Source organism: Bacteroidales bacterium (assembly GCA_014860575.1).
GTDB lineage: Bacteria > Bacteroidota > Bacteroidia > Bacteroidales > JAAYJT01 > JAAYJT01.
Window position 1 is genome coordinate 53029 of sequence record JACZJK010000016.1, and the last position, 17562, is coordinate 70590.

General features: G+C 42.8%; 19 protein-coding genes. 8 read left to right on the forward strand and 11 right to left on the reverse strand.

Going from position 1 to position 17562, the window contains the following annotated elements; translation table 11 throughout:
* Positions 1-7: 7 nt before the first annotated feature.
* The 4 genes from IH597_03195 to IH597_03210 all read right to left on the reverse strand — a co-directional run bounded on the left by IH597_03195 (position 8) and on the right by IH597_03210 (position 3418).
* Positions 8-817: a hypothetical protein gene (locus tag IH597_03195; GenBank protein MBE0661450.1), complete on the reverse strand. Its 810-nt coding sequence runs from the start codon at positions 815-817 to the stop codon at positions 8-10.
* Positions 818-825: 8 nt separating this feature from the next.
* A complete protein-coding gene (locus IH597_03200; protein ID MBE0661451.1) occupies positions 826-1608 on the reverse strand; it encodes a L,D-transpeptidase in 783 nt (260 codons plus the stop codon).
* The gene (locus tag IH597_03205) at positions 1608-2726 is read right to left on the reverse strand and encodes a L,D-transpeptidase (protein MBE0661452.1); all 1119 of its coding nucleotides are present in this window, start codon (positions 2724-2726) and stop codon (positions 1608-1610) included. The genes IH597_03200 and IH597_03205 overlap by 1 nt, the downstream gene beginning before the upstream one ends.
* 98 nt (positions 2727-2824) lie before the next feature.
* Entirely contained in the window at positions 2825-3418 is a 594-nt protein-coding gene (locus IH597_03210; protein MBE0661453.1) for a hypothetical protein, read from the reverse strand.
* A 170-nt stretch (positions 3419-3588) separates the two neighbouring features.
* Between IH597_03210 and IH597_03215 the strand changes: the two genes are divergently transcribed.
* Together IH597_03215 and IH597_03220 are read left to right on the forward strand one after the other, a co-directional pair.
* Positions 3589-4158, forward strand: a complete 570-nt coding sequence (locus IH597_03215) for an RNA polymerase sigma factor (protein MBE0661454.1) — start codon at positions 3589-3591, stop codon at positions 4156-4158.
* Positions 4159-4213: 55 nt separating this feature from the next.
* Complete coding sequence (locus IH597_03220) at positions 4214-4609, forward strand: hypothetical protein (GenBank protein MBE0661455.1); 396 nt, start codon at positions 4214-4216, stop codon at positions 4607-4609.
* 5 nt (positions 4610-4614) lie between these two features.
* On the opposite strand, the gene IH597_03225 is transcribed toward IH597_03220, so the two are convergent.
* The 7 genes from IH597_03225 to mnmA form a co-directional block, all read right to left on the reverse strand.
* Entirely contained in the window at positions 4615-5082 is a 468-nt protein-coding gene (locus IH597_03225) for a hypothetical protein (GenBank protein MBE0661456.1), read from the reverse strand.
* A 27-nt stretch (positions 5083-5109) separates the two neighbouring features.
* Positions 5110-5661 carry an energy transducer TonB gene (locus IH597_03230; protein ID MBE0661457.1) on the reverse strand — a complete coding sequence of 184 codons (552 nt, stop codon included), beginning with the start codon at positions 5659-5661 and terminating at the stop codon, positions 5110-5112.
* A 48-nt stretch (positions 5662-5709) separates the two neighbouring features.
* Entirely contained in the window at positions 5710-6309 is a 600-nt protein-coding gene (locus IH597_03235) for an energy transducer TonB (GenBank protein MBE0661458.1), read from the reverse strand.
* Between the two features lie 766 nt (positions 6310-7075).
* Positions 7076-7462: a BlaI/MecI/CopY family transcriptional regulator gene (locus IH597_03240; GenBank protein MBE0661459.1), complete on the reverse strand. Its 387-nt coding sequence runs from the start codon at positions 7460-7462 to the stop codon at positions 7076-7078.
* Between the two features lie 265 nt (positions 7463-7727).
* Positions 7728-8684 (reverse strand): hypothetical protein, encoded by a 957-nt coding sequence (locus tag IH597_03245; protein MBE0661460.1) that lies wholly within the window; start codon positions 8682-8684, stop codon positions 7728-7730.
* A 423-nt stretch (positions 8685-9107) separates the two neighbouring features.
* Complete coding sequence (locus IH597_03250) at positions 9108-10016, reverse strand: hypothetical protein (protein MBE0661461.1); 909 nt, start codon at positions 10014-10016, stop codon at positions 9108-9110.
* A gap of 78 nt (positions 10017-10094) precedes the next feature.
* Complete coding sequence (mnmA, locus tag IH597_03255; GenBank protein ID MBE0661462.1) at positions 10095-11159, reverse strand: tRNA 2-thiouridine(34) synthase MnmA; 1065 nt, start codon at positions 11157-11159, stop codon at positions 10095-10097.
* A 395-nt stretch (positions 11160-11554) separates the two neighbouring features.
* Here mnmA and IH597_03260 point away from each other — a divergent pair, with 395 nt between their 5' ends.
* The 6 genes from IH597_03260 (at position 11555) to IH597_03285 (ending at position 17337) form a co-directional block, all read left to right on the forward strand.
* Complete coding sequence (locus IH597_03260) at positions 11555-12754, forward strand: glycine C-acetyltransferase (GenBank protein MBE0661463.1); 1200 nt, start codon at positions 11555-11557, stop codon at positions 12752-12754.
* A gap of 47 nt (positions 12755-12801) precedes the next feature.
* Entirely contained in the window at positions 12802-13176 is a 375-nt protein-coding gene (locus tag IH597_03265; GenBank protein MBE0661464.1) for a holo-ACP synthase, read from the forward strand.
* Between the two features lie 246 nt (positions 13177-13422).
* Positions 13423-15126, forward strand: coding sequence for an acetate--CoA ligase (gene acsA / locus IH597_03270; GenBank protein MBE0661465.1), 1704 nt, complete (start codon positions 13423-13425; stop codon positions 15124-15126).
* Between the two features lie 62 nt (positions 15127-15188).
* A complete protein-coding gene (locus IH597_03275; GenBank protein MBE0661466.1) occupies positions 15189-15542 on the forward strand; it encodes a four helix bundle protein in 354 nt (117 codons plus the stop codon).
* Positions 15543-15643: 101 nt separating this feature from the next.
* Positions 15644-15892 carry a hypothetical protein gene (locus tag IH597_03280; protein ID MBE0661467.1) on the forward strand — a complete coding sequence of 83 codons (249 nt, stop codon included), beginning with the start codon at positions 15644-15646 and terminating at the stop codon, positions 15890-15892.
* 197 nt (positions 15893-16089) lie between these two features.
* The gene (locus IH597_03285; GenBank protein MBE0661468.1) at positions 16090-17337 is read left to right on the forward strand and encodes a glycine C-acetyltransferase; all 1248 of its coding nucleotides are present in this window, start codon (positions 16090-16092) and stop codon (positions 17335-17337) included.
* Positions 17338-17562 lie beyond the last annotated feature (225 nt).

Consider the following 17562-nt stretch of genomic DNA (forward strand, 5'->3'; position numbering starts at 1 on the left):
TGTACTATTACATATGGATCGCGACTCTCCCTTTTTCGGGGAGTGCCCGATAAATGGCCCTTGCATCAGAAGCAGGGATGATAAGTAATATTTCGGGATGATAATCGGGGAGCTCAAAACGGAAAATGCTTTTCAGATTGCGTGCGGCTTTTGCCATGGAGCGTTTTAGCATAAAATTAAATCTGTTGGTTCTATCCAATGCTGTTGTTTCTTCCTGTAATACAAAAAGTCTGATGCCTTTTTCCAGCGCAAGCTCAAAAAACACAGGTTCATTCTTTGTTGTGTCCACCGTTTTTTCGGGCAGATTGGCTTCCAAAGTATCCCTGGGAGCCATTTTCTCAATAATCGGTTCCTTAACGATAGTTGACGTTGAGTTGGTGGTAAGTAATGCGTTTGAGAGCAAGCCCGCCAATGCCGTATGTTCAATTCCCCTGAAACTTCTGCTGAGTTTCTGTTTGTTTATTTTCACGCTGGCAACTGTTACGCCGCTAACTTCGAGCAACAAAAGACTATCGGGAAGATTAATCGATAAACCAATTGAATCGGTAGCGGCCATTTTGAGCCTGGCTTTTTTAAAGGCGATTTCCTTTTGCAACGCAATAAAAGCTTCATCAGTATGAAGTTCAGGATCAGCAGCAGCACCTTCTTTTGCGGCAAATTCATTGTTTGTTTCCCGAACCCATCTGCTTGATGCGTAAACCGCCAACGTGAGGTAAAAGATAAAGATGGCCATTACAATAAATAACAGCAATGATGTAATCCATATCAGCAATCTTTTATTACGTTTATGGGCTAGTGCCTTTTCGGTTGTTTCCATTTTCAGATTTAATAAATATAAACGCGCGAACCTATATTTAGCGTTTTAAATGTAGCCTCCAGGTCTTCATCGTTCATCCTGATGCAGCCGTGTGTTACAGGCATGCCAAGAAATCTTTTATAAAGCGTTCCGTGAATGAGATATCCATCACCCAGGCTCAGGGCATAGTCGCCAAGAACGCCATACTCGTAACGGCTTGGATGGGTAGCTGAGGGCACAGCCAAACCTTCTTCGATAAAAGCCCAATCTGGCCTTCTCCACACCGGGTTTGTAATTTTACCCTTCACAGTTTGCTTGCCCTTTGGGGTCTTAAAAAGCCACTCGCGGTCATCGTGTGATTGCAAGCGGACGTAGCTGCCGGTACTGACAAAGCCTTCACGTACCAATTTTCTATCGCGGTACAGGAAAAAGTGATTATCGGATGTGTTTATCACCATGTAGGCTTGCTTTGGCGTCATAGCCTCATATTTCTTGTTGAGGTTTTGAAGTTCTTTTTGAGACGACTCTAATGCTTTTTTAAGCTTTGGGCTGATTTCAGCATTGCTTTTCGGTGATGGGGCTTGTTTTACAAACCATTCCTGTGTTACCGGCACCATATAAACGAACAGCCAGAAAACTAAAAGTAAAATTAGCAGGGTTCCTGCTATCATTGCTAATTTCCTTCCTGCCCTCTTTAACCTTTGTTGAGTTTTAGCAGCAGGGACCAACAGCCTAGCCCTCTCCGGCACTTTGTAGAAGGCGGCCTTCAGATAAGCTATGGCTTTGTGGTTGAGATCTGATATTTTGGTCATTAAAATTGATTATTTAAAATGGAGTCCAGGTTTGCAATGGAACCGATAATTGTTACCGGCGTTCCAACACTAACAAGCCTGTAGAGTTTGTCCATATCACTGTCGGTCAGCGCTACGCAGCCTTCAGTCCAGTCGGCACCTTTGCCCCCATGTCCATGAATTTCAATGAGCCCGCCAATATGTGTATTTCTTGGCAGTTTCCCGCTATCAATGGCTGATTTGAAACGTTTCTTGTCATCGGCATTTGGGTAATCAATAAGCAGCGCCTTATAATATTTTGTTGAGCGGCCTTCTTTTTTTTGTGTGACCCGATAGCGGCCTTCGGGGGTTGCATAGTCGCCTCTTTGACTTTTGTCGCCTACCCAGTTCTTGCCAAGCTCTGCATCAAACTCGGCAGTTTTCTTCCCTTTTTTGTAAACAAAGCATTTGCTTGCAAATTTATCAACAATAATCACAGTTGAGTTCTTCTTTTTTGATTCAGCAATGGTCTGATCCATCCAAACTTTCCACTGTCTGTGATTTTCGAAATATTCATAGATAAGGTTTCGGGCTTCATTATGAGCGTTCTTTAGCAGGGTTTCTGCCTGCGCAACTTTTTTTTCAGCCTCAATTAAACTTCCATTTCTGAAAGCTACCTGTCCTTCGGATACCAATAGTTTTCCTTTAGAAATTGCCGACCTGGTTTTTTTGGGAAGGGGAAACCTTGCATAGGTATTATTCAGTTCTTTTAAGATGTTGTTCAAGCTGCCAAGCAACTTTTTTGTGCGCTGTTCCAAATCATTAGCATGTGATTTGGTGTCTTTACTGGCAGCTTCAGATTTCTCTGCTGAAATTCCAGATAGTCTTACAACAGAGGAATAATCCCGAAATAGGATAAAGCGCTTGTTTTCTGCTTGCCAGGTGTCCATGGCCGAGTCATAGTAGCGGTTGGCCTCTTTAAAAATATCTTTTGCATAGACTTCAGCCTTGCTTTCCCTGGCTGTTAAGAGGGCCTGCCTGGCCATTTCAATTTCTTTGGCCGGTGGTTCTGGTATTAATTTTATGAACCCAACTATTAAAAAAGCAAGAACTGTAATTATAACTGCAAACCAAATGATTCCTCTTCTCCACCTTTTCATTCCTTCAAAACATATTAAACCATAAAAAAAGAGACTATCTAAAAAGCTTGAAAACAAACTCTTAAGATAGCCTCTTTAACGCTTAACAAGCAGCATTATTATTTGCGCTTTACTTTGGCAATTGCGTCATTAAGTTCAGCATTGATAGCGGTCACATTTTCAATAGCAGCATTCACTTTATCGCGTGCAGCCATGTATTTACCTTCAGCATACAAAGTGTTTGCTTCGGCAACGGCGCCTTCAATCACTACCATTTCATTGCGGATTTCTTCAAGTACGGCAGCACCTTCTTTTCCTTTAGGTGCTTTGGTCATCAAATCTTTGTTTTCTGCAATCAGATTGTTGATGACTGTGAATAACTCCTGTACTTCAACACCTACCTGTTCTTTTGCAACAGCGGCATTAGCTTTAACCTGGTCAGCAGTAACTGTGAGGTTAGTGAGCTGGGTAGTTTGTTCTTTGAAGTTTTTAAAGGTTTTTGAGTTTTCAGCCTCAATAGATGTCATGATGGCATTCATGTCATTCTGCAAGGCAGCATACTCAGTCGGTGCATAAACATCAGCCTCGGCAGCTTTTGCTGATTCAATGGCGAGATTGGCGGAATCAATTTGTTCCTGGGGAACTTTACCGCAGCCAGCTAATAATGCAAGCATCATTAAAGATGCAAATCCAAATAAAATTTTCCTTTTCATTTTCTCAATTTAATTAATTGTTAGTTTGCTTTGTTTTATGCCTGGATTCAACATGTACCCGGCACCACCCAAAGGATTTGTAACCATTTAGACGAGGCTCGAAGAAAAAGTAACAAATCTGAAACGTTATAAGACTAGCTTTTTTAATTTAGCAGCCTTAAAGAAAACTAATGAACATTAAAGCTTATCAAAGCTTAAGCGATGAACAGCTTGTCAGCAAAATCATTTCCGATGATTTGCCCGATCTCTATGAAGTTATTTTCCACAGGTATAAGCATCGTGTACTTGAAAAATGCTATAGCCTTGTCAAGAATCGTGACCTCGCAGAAGAACTAACTGAAGATGTGCTTTCAAAAGTTTATGAGAAGCTGAGAAGCTTCAAAGGAAATTCCTCATTCGGTTCGTGGCTTTATTCCATAACCTATAACCATTGTATTGATTATTTGCGTGTGAAGAAAAAGTTGCATTACCCGGAATGGAACCGTCAAAACGAACTCCCCGAAATAATAGATGAAACCGAAGAAGATTTTACCGACCTGCATTTTGAGAAACTGAACAATGTGATGGATAAGCTTCATACGGAAGAAAAGGCGCTTCTCTTAATGAAATACCAGGACGATCTCTCCCTGAAGCAGATTTCAGAAGCATTGCGTTTGAGTGAAGGTGCGGTTAAAATGAGAATTAAACGTTCAAAAGCCCGGCTGCTGTACCTTTATAAAATGGAGTATGGTGGAATTTAAGAACAATTGGTTACTTTTTAGGTTATAAGCGTCTATTATATACAAAAAAAGCAAGGTGGACTTTTTCAGCAAAATATTCAAGGATAGCATAACGGGCCCATCGAGAAAAATCAGGCAAGGCTTTGCGATGAGGTACCCAGATGCCCGAAGTATTGAGTGGATCAATCAAAACGGTGTATTTGAAGCCATTTTCTATGAACATGATCTTGAAAAAATAGCCCGCTTCGACCTTGAGGGTAATTTTTTGGAGGTTCGCACAAATCTTTCACCCGACGATATTCCTTCCACCGTTAAAGCCAACATTGATAGCGGGATGGAAATCATGAACTGCATTGTTGCCGACAACAATGCCAGCATTTTCTACGAGCTTATTGTCAGAAACCAAAGCCTTATCAGATTTCTCATCATCGTTGACGAAAGCGGTACTATCATTAGAAATGAGAAATTATAGAATGGCTACTCCATTTCTATGCTTTCAATATCGGGGTTCAGATTTTTTACAATATCAATTACTTTCCCCTCACTGAAGATCAGCACACGGAACAATTTACCGTTTTCGTCATAAAGTTTCCATTTCCCGTCCCAATAATACCTGAGTTGTGCCGGATCATCAAGCAACAATTTCGACCAGCCCTTTTTCTCCAACTTACCGCTTGGGTAAAACCTAACTTCTCTTGCCCTGTTTTTGAAATGCCGGGTGCGGTTATATTTTCTTCCGTTCTCATGATAAGTGATCCAGCGGCCAACAGGTTTACCGTTTTTATATCTTCCTGCTGAATGAACGATTCCTTCAGCACGATCATAATAGTAGATGAAGCGGCCATGAGGCTGGTGGTTTTTGTTGTACTGGTTCGGAGTTCGCTTTTGAGCAGCAGTGGCAACCCCAAGGCAAATGAGAACTACAAATATTATTACGCGTTTCATTGGTGAACCAAATGCGGGAACAATAGTCTATTCCTTGTCTCCTAAAGCAAACTTGATCGGCATATTGAACATAACTCTCACATTTTCGCCTCTTTGTTTGCCAGGGTTCCATTTTGGCATATTTTCAACAACCCTGACTGCTTCCTCATCACAACCGCCTCCGATACCTCTAAGTATCCGAACATTTGCAACAGACCCATCGGTTTCAATTACAAATGTTACGAAAACCGTTCCCTGAATACCTTTTATCCGGGCTTCTTCGGGATATGTGATGTTCTCTGAAATAAATCTGATACGGGCTTCATTACCTCCTTGAAATATTGGCGGTTCTTCAACAACAACAAAAACTTCTCCTTCCTTTTCTGGAACCGCTCTGATTACTTGATGTTCTTTGCCATCATCACCTTTAATTGTGTCAACACGAATGGAAGGTTCCTGCTTTGCATCTAAGTCTATTGTTTTTGGTTCCTGTGCCAGGCAGATTATGCTGAGTGATGCCCATCCAATAATTAATGCAACAAAATAGGTTGCAATCAGCCGTAGTGTTACGAATTGTATGTTGTTTGTTTTTGTGGTCATAATAAATCAAGTGTTAAATTGTATTAGAAACTGGATTGATTGTTTCACTTATTCCAGTACAAACCGGATTGGCATATTGAATTGCACCCGCACAGCCTGGCCTCTTTGTTTTCCGGGTATCCATTTGGGCATGCTTTCGATTACCCTTACAGCTTCCTCATCACAGCCACCACCTATGCCTCTCAATATTTTTACATCCGAAACAGAACCATCGGCTTCAACAACAAATGTTACGAATACTGTTCCCTGTATTCCTTTTGCCCTGGCTTCTTCGGGATATTTGATGTTTTCCGAAATATATTTGATCCTGGCCTCATCACCTCCGTTGAAGCTGGGCGGTTCTTCAACAACTATAAATATCTCTTCAGAAATATCAGTTGGTGTTTGCTGTTCAACTTCGATCTGTTCTGATGGAACCTCTATGGTTTCCTGTTCAGTTGTTTCTGTTTCGGCTTTTTGGGTTCCTGTCTGGCAGGCGCTGATAAATACACCAAAGCTCACCGTTGTTACAGCAACTATGGCTAAAGCAAGCCTGAAAGTTGCCGGTTTTCTGTTGTTTGTTTTTGTCATCATGGTAAATCTGTTTTTAAGTGTTGAATGTTTCATGTTATTGGATAATATTCCGGCAGTAACCGGACCGGCCAGCATGGCCAGTAGTCGTTGATATTCAGCTATTGCATAACCCGATTGTATGGTTCCTTTATCGGCCAGGTATTCGTGCATATCGCGAACGGCGCTGCGATATGCCCAGGCAGCCGGATTGAACCATTGAAATACAATCAGTAGTTCGGCCAGCAGCAAGTCAATGAAATGAAACTGGCGGATATGTGTCAATTCATGTGCGATGATGCTTTCGGCATGACGGCTTTCATAGTCTTTGCGGCTCATTACTATTCGTCCGAACCAGGAAAACGGCAAAACGTCCTGCTTAAGCAATATGATTCTTCCCCGATCCGATCCTGTCATCCTGAACGAAGTGAAGTATCTAAAAAAGCGATTAAAAGATGTTTCGCGCTGCTCAACATGACAAGATCCGGGAAATGTATTTACTTTTTCTCCTTTTCGTAGCAAGATCATCAAACGAAGGTTCGAGTACAAAAAGAAAATGAATAAGAAAAGGGCGGGAACCAGGTAGATGTAAAACCCCAGGTTCCACCAATTAAATGTTTCGGCGCTTTCTGTATGAACCGCATAAGGAATAATTGTTGCCATGTCGAGGTTGACAACAAATGCTATTTCAGCAGGACTTTCAATCAGGCGTCGCCAGGGCAGGGGAATAAGCAAAGCCATAAGCATGGTAATGATCAGGTATGCCCGGCCTGCATTCAGCAAAGCAAGGCGGTTAAGCAGCAAGCGGTAAATGCTGTAAAACAGCATCAGCGACAAGGCTGAAAGGATCAGCCGGTAAATAAGATCATTCATTGCCGTCGGGTTTTAATTTGTTGATTTCTGCATCCATTATGCTGCGGATTTCTTCAAGCTCTTCGAGGCTGAGGTTTTCCTCGTGTGTAAGGAAGGATGCCAGCGAAGGCACTGAATTGCCAAAATAACTGCCAAGCAGGTTAGTGATTCTCGAACGGGCGTATTGCTTTTTGCTCACCAGCGGAAAGTATTCATGGGTTTTTCCATAAGCCTTATAACTTACGAATCCTTTTTTCTCCAGTATCCTGATGATGGTAGAAACTGTAGTGTAAGCAGGTTTGGGTTCAGGAAGTTGATCCAGGATATCGTTTACAAATCCTTTATCTATTTCCCACATTACCTGCATGATCTGCTCTTCGGCGCGGGTTAATTCTTTCATTGAACTAAGGTTTTAATAGAATAACTAATTTCTTAGTCGTTTAGTATGCAAATGTACAACTAAAAGATTAGTTTTCGACAAAATGTGTGAAAAAAATTGCCACGAATGCACGAATAGTTTATTCATTGGCTTTCATTCGTGCATTCGTGGCAAATAAAAATTAATGCCTACCCTCACCCCATTCCCCAAACAAATCTTTTTCTCAGAATCATATACTTAGCAAACTGCCCGGTTGCGATTCCGGCAAAAGAATATTGCCTGGTTTTCATCGGATAGGCAGTTTTGTGAAATCCTTATCGAACCGCAATAACCGGTCAGGCACATCTTTTCCCAGCAAGCTCTTAAGTTTGACACCCTCATCGGTGATCCCCTTAAACATGCTTATACATTTGCTTTTTTGATCAACCGAAGTAGTATAAACCATGTTATTCACCAGGTCGTAACACCTTAAGAAACCTTGTCCTGATGGCCCGTATGGGTCATCTTGATTTCTAATGTCTAGCATAATGCAGATATAATTGCCATCAATTTTCCCATACCCACCGGAAAAATTCTCATCATTAGTATTTACAGTTATAATCGTTTGGTTATTCTTAATATCAATTATTTTATAAAGGGATAGTATCCCATCCGAGACTTTGACTGACTGCATCCAACCCCATACTAGATAATAATTGCCGTCATCGGTTATATAGATATCTTCAATGTTAAGGGCTTCAGAGTAAAAAGAATTATGTATCTTGCCCTCAACGTCATAGACCACAACTTGTGAAGCATGGTCAGTGAAATCATTATCACTGTAAACATACAAGGTGAGTCTGTTGTAGATAGCTATGAATTGTCCGTTGGTTGATACACGAGCTCCGTGGAATGCTAAGGCCTCGCCCGGATACTTGGAAATATTAGCAGGCCCGTAAGCAATCAAGCCGGGTATTTCATCTTTTGTTAAGGAATCAATGTTATTGAATTTGTATGTTTTTACAGAGTAATTTCCTGTTTCGATTGTATCATAAGGTAGATTCCAGTAAGGGTTGCGTTCGTGCAGGTAAAAAGAGTCTGTTACTTCATTGCTGAGAGTATCAATAAAAAGTACTTTACAGTTTTCAGCATTGTGATCGTCCATCTCATACCTGATAATATGCTGGGCATTCAGGCTGGAAACAGACAGCAATAAAGTAAAAATGAAGAGTAAAATTCTTTTGTTACTTTTTTGTTTTCTCATTTTCATGGGTATAATGCTGGTTGTGAAAAGCTTTAAATATTGTGTGGGGAAAGGCCTTAGCGCTGCAAGAATTATGCCTGCTTAGCCAATCACTTCGCCTCACAAACAAATCTTTTTCAAAAACAGAAGAAAAAAATTGCCACGAATGCACGAATAATTTATTCGTTGGTTTTCATTCGTGCATTCGTGGCAAATAAAATAATGTAGTTTACCCAATTACCCCGCTTCCCAAACAAATCTTTTGCTCCACATCTTACACCACACCAAACTGCCCGGCTACGATTCCGGCAAAAGAATATTGCCTGGTTTTCATCGGATAGCCTGTTTTGTGAATTTAAAAAATGTACATTTTTTACAGCAGTTTCAGCTCGCACGGTAATGATTTTGCGTCTTGCTGAAGCAGGTATAAGAACCTGGAATTTCTCATTCTAATTCTTCTCTATCAAAATCCGGGTCAAAGCGCAATAAATACGTGTTAGTATCATTTCTGGAATCATTACCAATTAACAATCCCTCATCAGTAACCTCTTTAAACTTATCTAGTTCATTTCTTGAAAAAGTTTTGGAGAATTGTATCCGGTTTTCAGGCATCACTACAATAAAAGTACGTTTCTGATAATCCTCCAATGTAAGATAACTAGTTATAAACTTATTATTGACAGCGGCAATTTCCATCATTCCTTGTCCTTGTACTTCTCTGTCAATAACTATTTCATCATTTTGTACATTTATGATACGATATCCTGTTTTTGACATCTCAGTTTCATCTTCATTCAAACCAGTTCCATAAACATAGCCAAAATATTTACCATTATTTGTAATGCAAGGCTGCAAAATCTCTGTATCACTACTTTTTATCGTTCGAATAAGCTCACCCTTTGCATTGTAAATATTCAGAATTGCAGCGTGTCCTAAACGTCTATTATCTGAGAAAAGATTTAAGTAGTGAATAACAATTATATATTGGTTGTTTTGTGAAAGTTCAAGTGTTGAATATGTTCTGCCTGATTTAAGAAAACAATCAGGTGATAAATCATAAGAAAACAAGCCTAGTGCTTCTTTTTCTGGGAACTCTACTGATTGCAAATTGAAAACCTTTCTTTTACCTAAACCTTCGGGTTTTACCTCCTGATAAGGCAAATTCCAATAAGGGCTATATTCCACCAGGGTAAACGACCGTACTACCTCATTCTTTACAGTATCAACAAAGGAAACGATGCAGGAGTCGGGGTCGTGGGGATGGAAATTGTATTTTACAGTGTATTGGCCGATTAATTGAGTTGGGATGATGAAGATCGCCAAAATGATGAATATGACAACTTGCTTTCTCATGGGGTATAATGTTGGTTAAGTGGATATTCTAATGTACAGAAGCAAATGCTGAAAATGCCGCAAGAATTATGCCCTGTTTCACCTAATCACCCCGCTTCCCAAACAGATCTTTTCCTCCCGGTCATAAACTACACCAAACTGCCCGGCTGCGATTCCGGCAATTGGTTTTTCGGATTTGAGGATGATTTTGTTGCCTTCGCTTTTTATTGTTCCTTTTGTGAATTCCGGCGTATGGCGGATTTTAAATGTAATATCAGCGCCATTAGCAAGATCAGGAAATGGGTTTTCGGTGATGAAAAGGAAATCTTCGAGCAGAATGGCGTCGCTGTATTGTGCTTCGGGATCGTAACCGTTGGAAACATAAATGACGTTTTCTTCCGCATCCTTTTTCACTACGAACCAGGGGCCTTGTCCCAGCCCCAGGCCTTTGCGCTGGCCGATGGTATGAAACCAATAGCCTTTGTGTTTGCCAAGAATTTTTCCGGTTTCAAGTTCCACAATTTTACCTTCCTTTTCGCCCACATAGCGCCGGATAAAATCGTTGTAATTGATCTTGCCGAGGAAGCAGATGCCCTGACTATCGCGGCGGGCAGCGCTGGGTAGTTTCATATTGTGAGCCATTTCCCGCACCTCCTGCTTCAGCATATTTTCGAGGGGGAACATGAGTTTTTGCATCTGTGCGCCGGTAATCCGCCCCAGGAAATAGGTCTGGTCTTTAACATGATCGCTGGCGGTTCCCAGAAAAACTTTGCTGTTGCGTTCCACCCTGCCGGCATAATGCCCGGTGGTAATGCGATCGAAATCATTGCCGTAGCGTTCGTTAAACACCCCGAACTTGATCAGCAGGTTGCACATCACATCAGGATTGGGCGTAAGGCCTTTTTTCACGGTATCTATTGTATAAGCCACCACACTTTCCCAGTAATCCTTTTGCAGGTCAACGATTTCCATACGGCAGCCATACTTTTTTGCGATCCAGGTTACAATCTCAATGTCCTCTTCCGAAGGGCAGTCCATGAAGCCGGCCTTGTCTTCCATCCCTATTTTGATATAGAAGATATCCGGCTCAAACCCCTGCTCTTTCAAAAGCGGAATGGTCACCGAGCTGTCAACCCCACCTGAAACCAATGCAGCAATTTTCATCTATGAAGATTTAGTTTACAAAGGTACAGAAAGCATTCAAGCGTAATTTACAAACTCAAGGTTGAGTCTGCTCCGAAAAGTCAATACGCCCCTAAATCCCCTAAAGGGGACTTCCACAAATTGCTGATTTTTAGCGTTTCCCCTTTAGGGGCCAGGGGCTAAAAGCGATAAAAATCAGCAATTTGTGACTTTTCGGAGTGGACTCAAGGTTTATGAGCATTCGTAAACAAGAAAAACACTGTATTACTGCACCCGCCCAACACTCCATTACTCCACTACTCCATACAGCATCTTGAGCGCAGCGAAATCCCGAGAACGAAGTGATTCGGGAACTGCATCACAAGAAAGCCAGCATCACAAAAACCCATACCTTTGCAGCCGAAATACCCGAAGCGATGTACGGAAAAATGAAAGAACACCTGCAAACTGAACTTGAGAAGATCAGGCAGGACGGACTATATAAGGATGAACGCATTTTAATGACCCCACAGGGGGTTCATATCAAAACCAAAAGAGGTTTGGATGTTTTAAATTTCTGCGCAAACAATTACCTTGGTTTGTGTAACGATCCCAGAGTCATGGCCGCTGCGAACTATGCCTTCTTCAAATGGGGTTTTGGCATGGCATCCGTCAGGTTTATCTGCGGAACCCAACTGGTTCACAAGCAACTTGAAGAAAAACTCAGTGAGTTCCTCGGAATGGAAGACACCATTTTGTACTCATCAGCCTTTGATGCCAATGGCGGCATTTTTGAACCATTGCTTGGCGAAGATTCCGCCATCATCAGCGATGAACTCAACCATGCTTCCATCATTGACGGCGTAAGGCTTTGCAAGGCGCAGCGCTTCCGTTACAAAAATAACGACATGAACGATCTGGAAGCCCAGCTCAAAGAAGCATCCGGAGCAAAGTTCAAACTCATTGTAACGGATGGTGTTTTTTCAATGGATGGCATCATTGCCCAGGTTGACAAAGTATGCGATTTAGCTGAAAAATATGATGCCCTCGTCATGGTTGACGACTCTCACGCCACCGGTTTTATTGGTGAGCGTGGACGTGGAACCCACGAGCATTGCAATGCGATAGGAAGGGTGGATATCATCAGCACTACTTTCGGGAAAGCGCTGGGCGGTGCATCCGGTGGTTGTGTTTCGGGTCACAAAGAAATCATTGATTTGTTACGTCAACGCTCAAGGCCGTATCTTTTTTCAAATTCCCTTACTCCGGCTATCAGCGGGGCAACCCTCGAAGTGATAAAACTGCTTACCGAAACAACAGAACTGCGCGATAAGCTGAATGTAAACACAAAACTTTTCCGCAGTGGAATAGAAGAAGCAGGTTTTAAGATAGTACCTGGCACTCATCCGATTGTTCCTGTTTTGCTCGGCCACCTACCAAATGATGCACAATTGTCGCAGGATTTTGCCAATGAATTGCTCAATGAAGGCATCTATGTCATTGGTTTCTACTATCCTGTGGTTCCAAAAGGGAAGTCGAGGATAAGGGTTCAGATCAGCGCAGCACACTCAAAAGAGAATATTCTTTTTGCCATCGAAAAGTTCACGAAAGTGGGAAAGAAATTAGGCGCGATATAGCCAGAAATCAGACTTTTTCCTATCTTGCGGCCTAAATTCAAAAGGCCTTGATCTTCGGAATAGGAACAGATATTATTGAAGTTGAACGCATTGAAAAACAGCTTGAAAACAATTCAGGGCTGAAAGAAAAGCTGTTCACTCCCGGTGAAATTGCTTATTGCGAAACCAAGAAAAATAAAGCCCAGCATTATGCGGCCCGCTTTGCCGCCAAGGAAGCCTTCCTGAAAGCCATCGGCACCGGCTGGCGCGACGGGCTTCAATTCAACGAAGTGGAGGTTACCAACGATCAGCTTGGAAAGCCATTAATAGTCCTTTACGGAAAAACCAGGGATTTTGTTGCAGAAATAAATATTACCAATATCCAGGTATCGCTTTCGCATATCCGGGATATGGTGAATGCAATTGTGATTATTGAGAAGTAAGTTTTTAAACACATAGACACATAGGACACAATAGTAATAATATTTTGAAAGTTAAATTGACGAGCTACTCTGAATTTCAATAGCATTAACATTTTTGAACACGGACAACAAACGCTAGTAAATGAGATTTATGCCAAACTACCAGCGGAGTGAAATTTTAAACTATTCTATGTGATATCTATGTGTCTCATGTGTCTATGTGGTAAGAAAAAAAACATCTCAGTAACTATAAAAACAAACATCTCTATGTCGAACATCCGCTCTTACGAAGAACGATTGAAAGACTTCAGCTGGAAAATTGCTGAAGACGAACTTGACTACAAACCCGGCGATATGATCAATATCGGCTGGTACTGCTCCGACCGCATCTGCCAGATGGGCAAGGCAGATAAAATGGCCTTGCTCTGGGAAAACGCCATGGGCGTTGAAAAGAAATACACTTACAATGATGTGAGGCTGACTTCCAACACCATCGGCCATTTCCTCCGCTCGCTGGGCATAGATGCCGGCGACAGGGTGTGCATTTTTTTGGATCGCATCCCCGAACTCTACCTTGGATTTTTGGGCGTGCTGAAAATCGGCGCCATCGTGCAGCCATTGTTTTCCGCTTTTGGCGAAGAATCCCTGCATGTTCGCCTCGAGAATGCCGAAACCACCGCCATCATTACACAGCGCAAGCATGTGGGTAAGGTTCGCAAGCTCATTGACAAAATGCCTTATCTCAAGCACATCATCATTGTTGACCACGATGGCAAAAAAGAACTCAAGGAACGCGAAGTGGTGTTCTCTCTCGAAGATGCCGAACCGGTTGAGCATATCGAAATTCATCCAACAACCGCCGAGTCGCCATCGGTGCTGCATTACACATCAGGAACCACCGGTCAGCCGAAAGGCGTGAAGCATGTGCATTATTCGCTGATTTCTCAATATCTGACCTCAAAATGGACATTGGATTTACAGGAAGATGACATATACTGGTGCACCGCAGACCCGGGTTGGGTAACCGGAACATCCTATGGAATCATCGGCGGCTTCAGCAATGGCGTGACTAATTGCGTACTCGAAGCAGGTTTCTCGGCAGAAGCCTGGTACCGGTTTATTGAAAAATACCGCATCACCATGTGGTATTCGGCGCCCACGGCAATCCGCTCGCTGATGAAAGCCGGCGATGAGATTGTGAAGAAATTTGATCTCTCATGCTTACGCCACTTAGCCAGTGTTGGAGAACCACTCAATGCCGAAGCCGTGATCTGGTCGGAAAAAGTGTTTGGGAAACCATTTTACGATACTTTCTGGCAAACAGAAACCGGTTCGCACATGATTTGCAACTATCCCGGCATGAAGGTAAAACCCGGTAGCATGGGCAAGCCTTTCCCGGGCCTCACGGCTGCTGTTCTGAACGCAAAAACTTACGAACCCATTTCCGAACCCGGAGTTATTGGGTTGATTGGCTTCAGACCCGATTGGCCTGCTTTGATGAGAGGTTACTGGAACAACGAAGAAACCTTCAAAAAGAAATTCGTAAACGGCTGGTATCTCTCCGGCGACCGCGCAAAACTGGATGCCGATGGTTATTACTGGTTTGTAGGCCGTGATGACGATGTGATCAACACCGGCGGACACCTTGTAAGTCCGTTTGAAGTAGAATCTGCATTGCTGGAATATGAAGCCGTAGCCGAATCTGCCGTGGTGAGCAAACCCGATGATATCAACATGGAAGTTGTAAAAGCTTTTGTGACCCTGAAACCTGGGTTCGAACCCAATGACGACACCGAACTGCAAATCATGAATTACATCAGGAAAAGGCTTTCGCCCCTGGCCATGCCGCAGGAAATTGAGTTCATTGAAAAACTCCCCAAAACCCGCAGCGGCAAGATCATGCGCCGTATCCTCCACGCACAGGAGTGGGGAGAGGAGATTGGGGATACTTCCACTCTTGAAGATGATTAGTCTTTGATTGTGATACAGTGATGCAGTAACACAGTGATACTGTAAAGAGAAAGACTTGTTTTATGTTTGCGAAGAGTTTTGAGGATTTGGAGATTTGGAAGATGGCAAGGGAAATTGTTAAAGATGTTTATGTGGATTTCAGTGCTTGCAGAGACTTTGAGTTCAGGAATCAAATAAACAGTGCATCCATCTCAATTATGAATAATATTGCTGAAGGCCATGGCCGTGAAGGCAAAAAGGAATTTCACCAGTTTCTCAATATTTCAAAATCATCATGTAATGAAGTAAAGAACATGTATTACATCGCTGAGGACCTGAACTATCTCAACAAAGAAACAGCCGAAAAACGAAGATTAAGGTGCGATCACGAAAAAAACGCAATCGCCAAACTTATGTACCACCTCAAATCCAAGTAACAACCTCACTGCATCACTGTATAACTGCATCACAGCATCACAAGTAATAAGCAAACAGTACGAACCCTTCAAATTAATACTAACTTTAAAAAAACACGAAAATGGAAGAAGAAATGAAAGACGTTGTATTACAGTATGTAATTGATGAATACCTCGAAGACGAAGACGAGGAGATATTGTACGACACCCCGCTGATCAGCGGCGGTATTGTTGACTCTTTTTCAATGGTTTCGCTCAAACGATTCCTTGAAAACAAGTACAAAATCTCTATCCCCGACGACAAAGCAACTCCGGAAGCTTTCGACTCGGTGAACAAGATCGTTGTTTTGGTAAATGAATTCCTGAAATAATGTTGGCAGTTGGAAACTGTCTCAATAGTTCAAATCTTGTCATCCTGAACGGAGTGAAGGATCTTTGCGTGTCTGTGTCTTAGATTCTTCGCTGCGCTCAGAATGACAAAAAATAGCAAGTTCACAGGTTTTGAAACAGCATCATTTTGCCGTTTCCCACCAAATAACTAAATCTACACCCTAAAAATCAGAGAAACATGGCTTACAGCAACAAAGTAAGAGACATTTACAAGCAAACCCTGACCGACATGCAGGACGCAGGCTTGTTCAAAGTTGAACGTTATATACACTCCTCACAGGCTGCCGACATTGAAGTGGAATTCCCCGAAGGCGCTTCCCTGAAAAAAGTCATTAACATGTGCGCAAACAACTATTTGGGGCTTTCGAGCCATCCGGATGTGATCAAAGCTGCACACGAAGGACTTGATACCCGCGGCTATGGCATGTCATCCGTAAGGTTTATCTGTGGAACCCAGGACATTCACAAAGAACTGGAGCGCAAGGTTACCGAATTCCTTGGAACCGAAGACACTATCCTTTTTCCGTCTTGTATGGACGCTAACGCCGGCGTTTTTGAGGCGATCCTAACCAAAGATGATGTGATGATCAGTGACCGTTTGGTTCACGCCAGCATCATTGACGGCATTCGTCTTTGCAGTGCGATGACCGATACCTTCAAACACAGCGACATGGCACACCTGGAGTCGAAACTGCAACTGCACAGCGATAAGCGCCTGAAAGTTGTGATAACCGATGGTGTTTTCAGCATGGACGGCGATACCGCCAAACTTGACGATATGGTGGAACTCTGCGATAAGTACGATGCCATGCTGTTTGTGGATGACAGTCACTCCAGCGGCTTCATTGGCAAAACCGGCCGTGGCACCCACGAACATTGCGGCGTGATGGGCAAGATTGACATCATCACTACTACTTTCGGGAAAGCGCTTGGTGGTGCATCCGGCGGCTGTGTGTCGGGTCGTAAGGAGCTGGTGGAAATGTGCCGCCAGAAAGCGCGTCCCTATCTTTTCTCGAACACGATTGCTCCAGTGGTTGTGGCAGGCGTTTTGAAAGTGCTTGAAATCCTTTCAGCCTCCACCGAACGTCGCGATAAACTTGAAGCAAATACTGCATTCTGGCGTAAAGGTTTGGAAGAAGCCGGCTTTGTGCTTCGTCCCGGCGATACACCCATTGTTCCGGTGATGTTGTTCAATGCCAGGCTTGCCCAGGATTTCTCACGCGATTTGTTTGCCGAAGGCATTTACGCCATTGGGTTCTTCTTCCCGGTGGTTCCGCAAAGCGCCGCACGTATCCGCACGCAAATCTCAGCCGGCCACGAAATGCACCACCTCGAAAAAGCGCTGGATGCTTTCATTAAAGTAGGCAAGAAGTACAACATCCTTGGCAAGAGCAAGCAGGAGATTATTGAGATGTACGGGATGTAGGAAGAGAGAAGAAAGGCTGGGAGAAATGGAGACAAGGAGAAGGGGTGAGCCAAAGAGAGAATGATTAAACTGAAAACCCCGTTAGGTTTGGAGCCTGGCGGGGTTTTTCTTTTTTCAGAAACCAAATAAGGTTCAAACGAATCTAGAGTTTCAGATAATTCTTACTTAGGAAATGAAAATTCCCGAATAGCCAACACGTGTGGCTTGATAAAGGTGAAGGAAAAT

Coding starts and splice junctions, on each gene's coding strand:
- IH597_03235 (MBE0661458.1), bottom strand. CDS start 6,309: ATGCTGGCCGGTCCGGTTACTGCCGGAATATTATCCAATAACATGAAA.
- IH597_03205 (MBE0661452.1), bottom strand. CDS start 2,726: ATGAAAAGGTGGAGAAGAGGAATCATTTGGTTTGCAGTTATAATTACA.
- IH597_03225 (MBE0661456.1), bottom strand. CDS start 5,082: ATGAAACGCGTAATAATATTTGTAGTTCTCATTTGCCTTGGGGTTGCC.
- IH597_03275 (MBE0661466.1), top strand. CDS start 15,189: ATGTTTGCGAAGAGTTTTGAGGATTTGGAGATTTGGAAGATGGCAAGG.
- IH597_03285 (MBE0661468.1), top strand. CDS start 16,090: ATGGCTTACAGCAACAAAGTAAGAGACATTTACAAGCAAACCCTGACC.
- IH597_03195 (MBE0661450.1), bottom strand. CDS start 817: ATGGAAACAACCGAAAAGGCACTAGCCCATAAACGTAATAAAAGATTG.
- IH597_03210 (MBE0661453.1), bottom strand. CDS start 3,418: ATGAAAAGGAAAATTTTATTTGGATTTGCATCTTTAATGATGCTTGCA.
- acsA (MBE0661465.1), top strand. CDS start 13,423: ATGTCGAACATCCGCTCTTACGAAGAACGATTGAAAGACTTCAGCTGG.
- IH597_03230 (MBE0661457.1), bottom strand. CDS start 5,661: ATGACCACAAAAACAAACAACATACAATTCGTAACACTACGGCTGATT.
- IH597_03280 (MBE0661467.1), top strand. CDS start 15,644: ATGGAAGAAGAAATGAAAGACGTTGTATTACAGTATGTAATTGATGAA.
- mnmA (MBE0661462.1), bottom strand. CDS start 11,159: ATGAAAATTGCTGCATTGGTTTCAGGTGGGGTTGACAGCTCGGTGACC.
- IH597_03245 (MBE0661460.1), bottom strand. CDS start 8,684: ATGAGAAAACAAAAAAGTAACAAAAGAATTTTACTCTTCATTTTTACT.
- IH597_03215 (MBE0661454.1), top strand. CDS start 3,589: ATGAACATTAAAGCTTATCAAAGCTTAAGCGATGAACAGCTTGTCAGC.
- IH597_03260 (MBE0661463.1), top strand. CDS start 11,555: ATGTACGGAAAAATGAAAGAACACCTGCAAACTGAACTTGAGAAGATC.
- IH597_03240 (MBE0661459.1), bottom strand. CDS start 7,462: ATGAAAGAATTAACCCGCGCCGAAGAGCAGATCATGCAGGTAATGTGG.
- IH597_03250 (MBE0661461.1), bottom strand. CDS start 10,016: ATGAGAAAGCAAGTTGTCATATTCATCATTTTGGCGATCTTCATCATC.
- IH597_03200 (MBE0661451.1), bottom strand. CDS start 1,608: ATGACCAAAATATCAGATCTCAACCACAAAGCCATAGCTTATCTGAAG.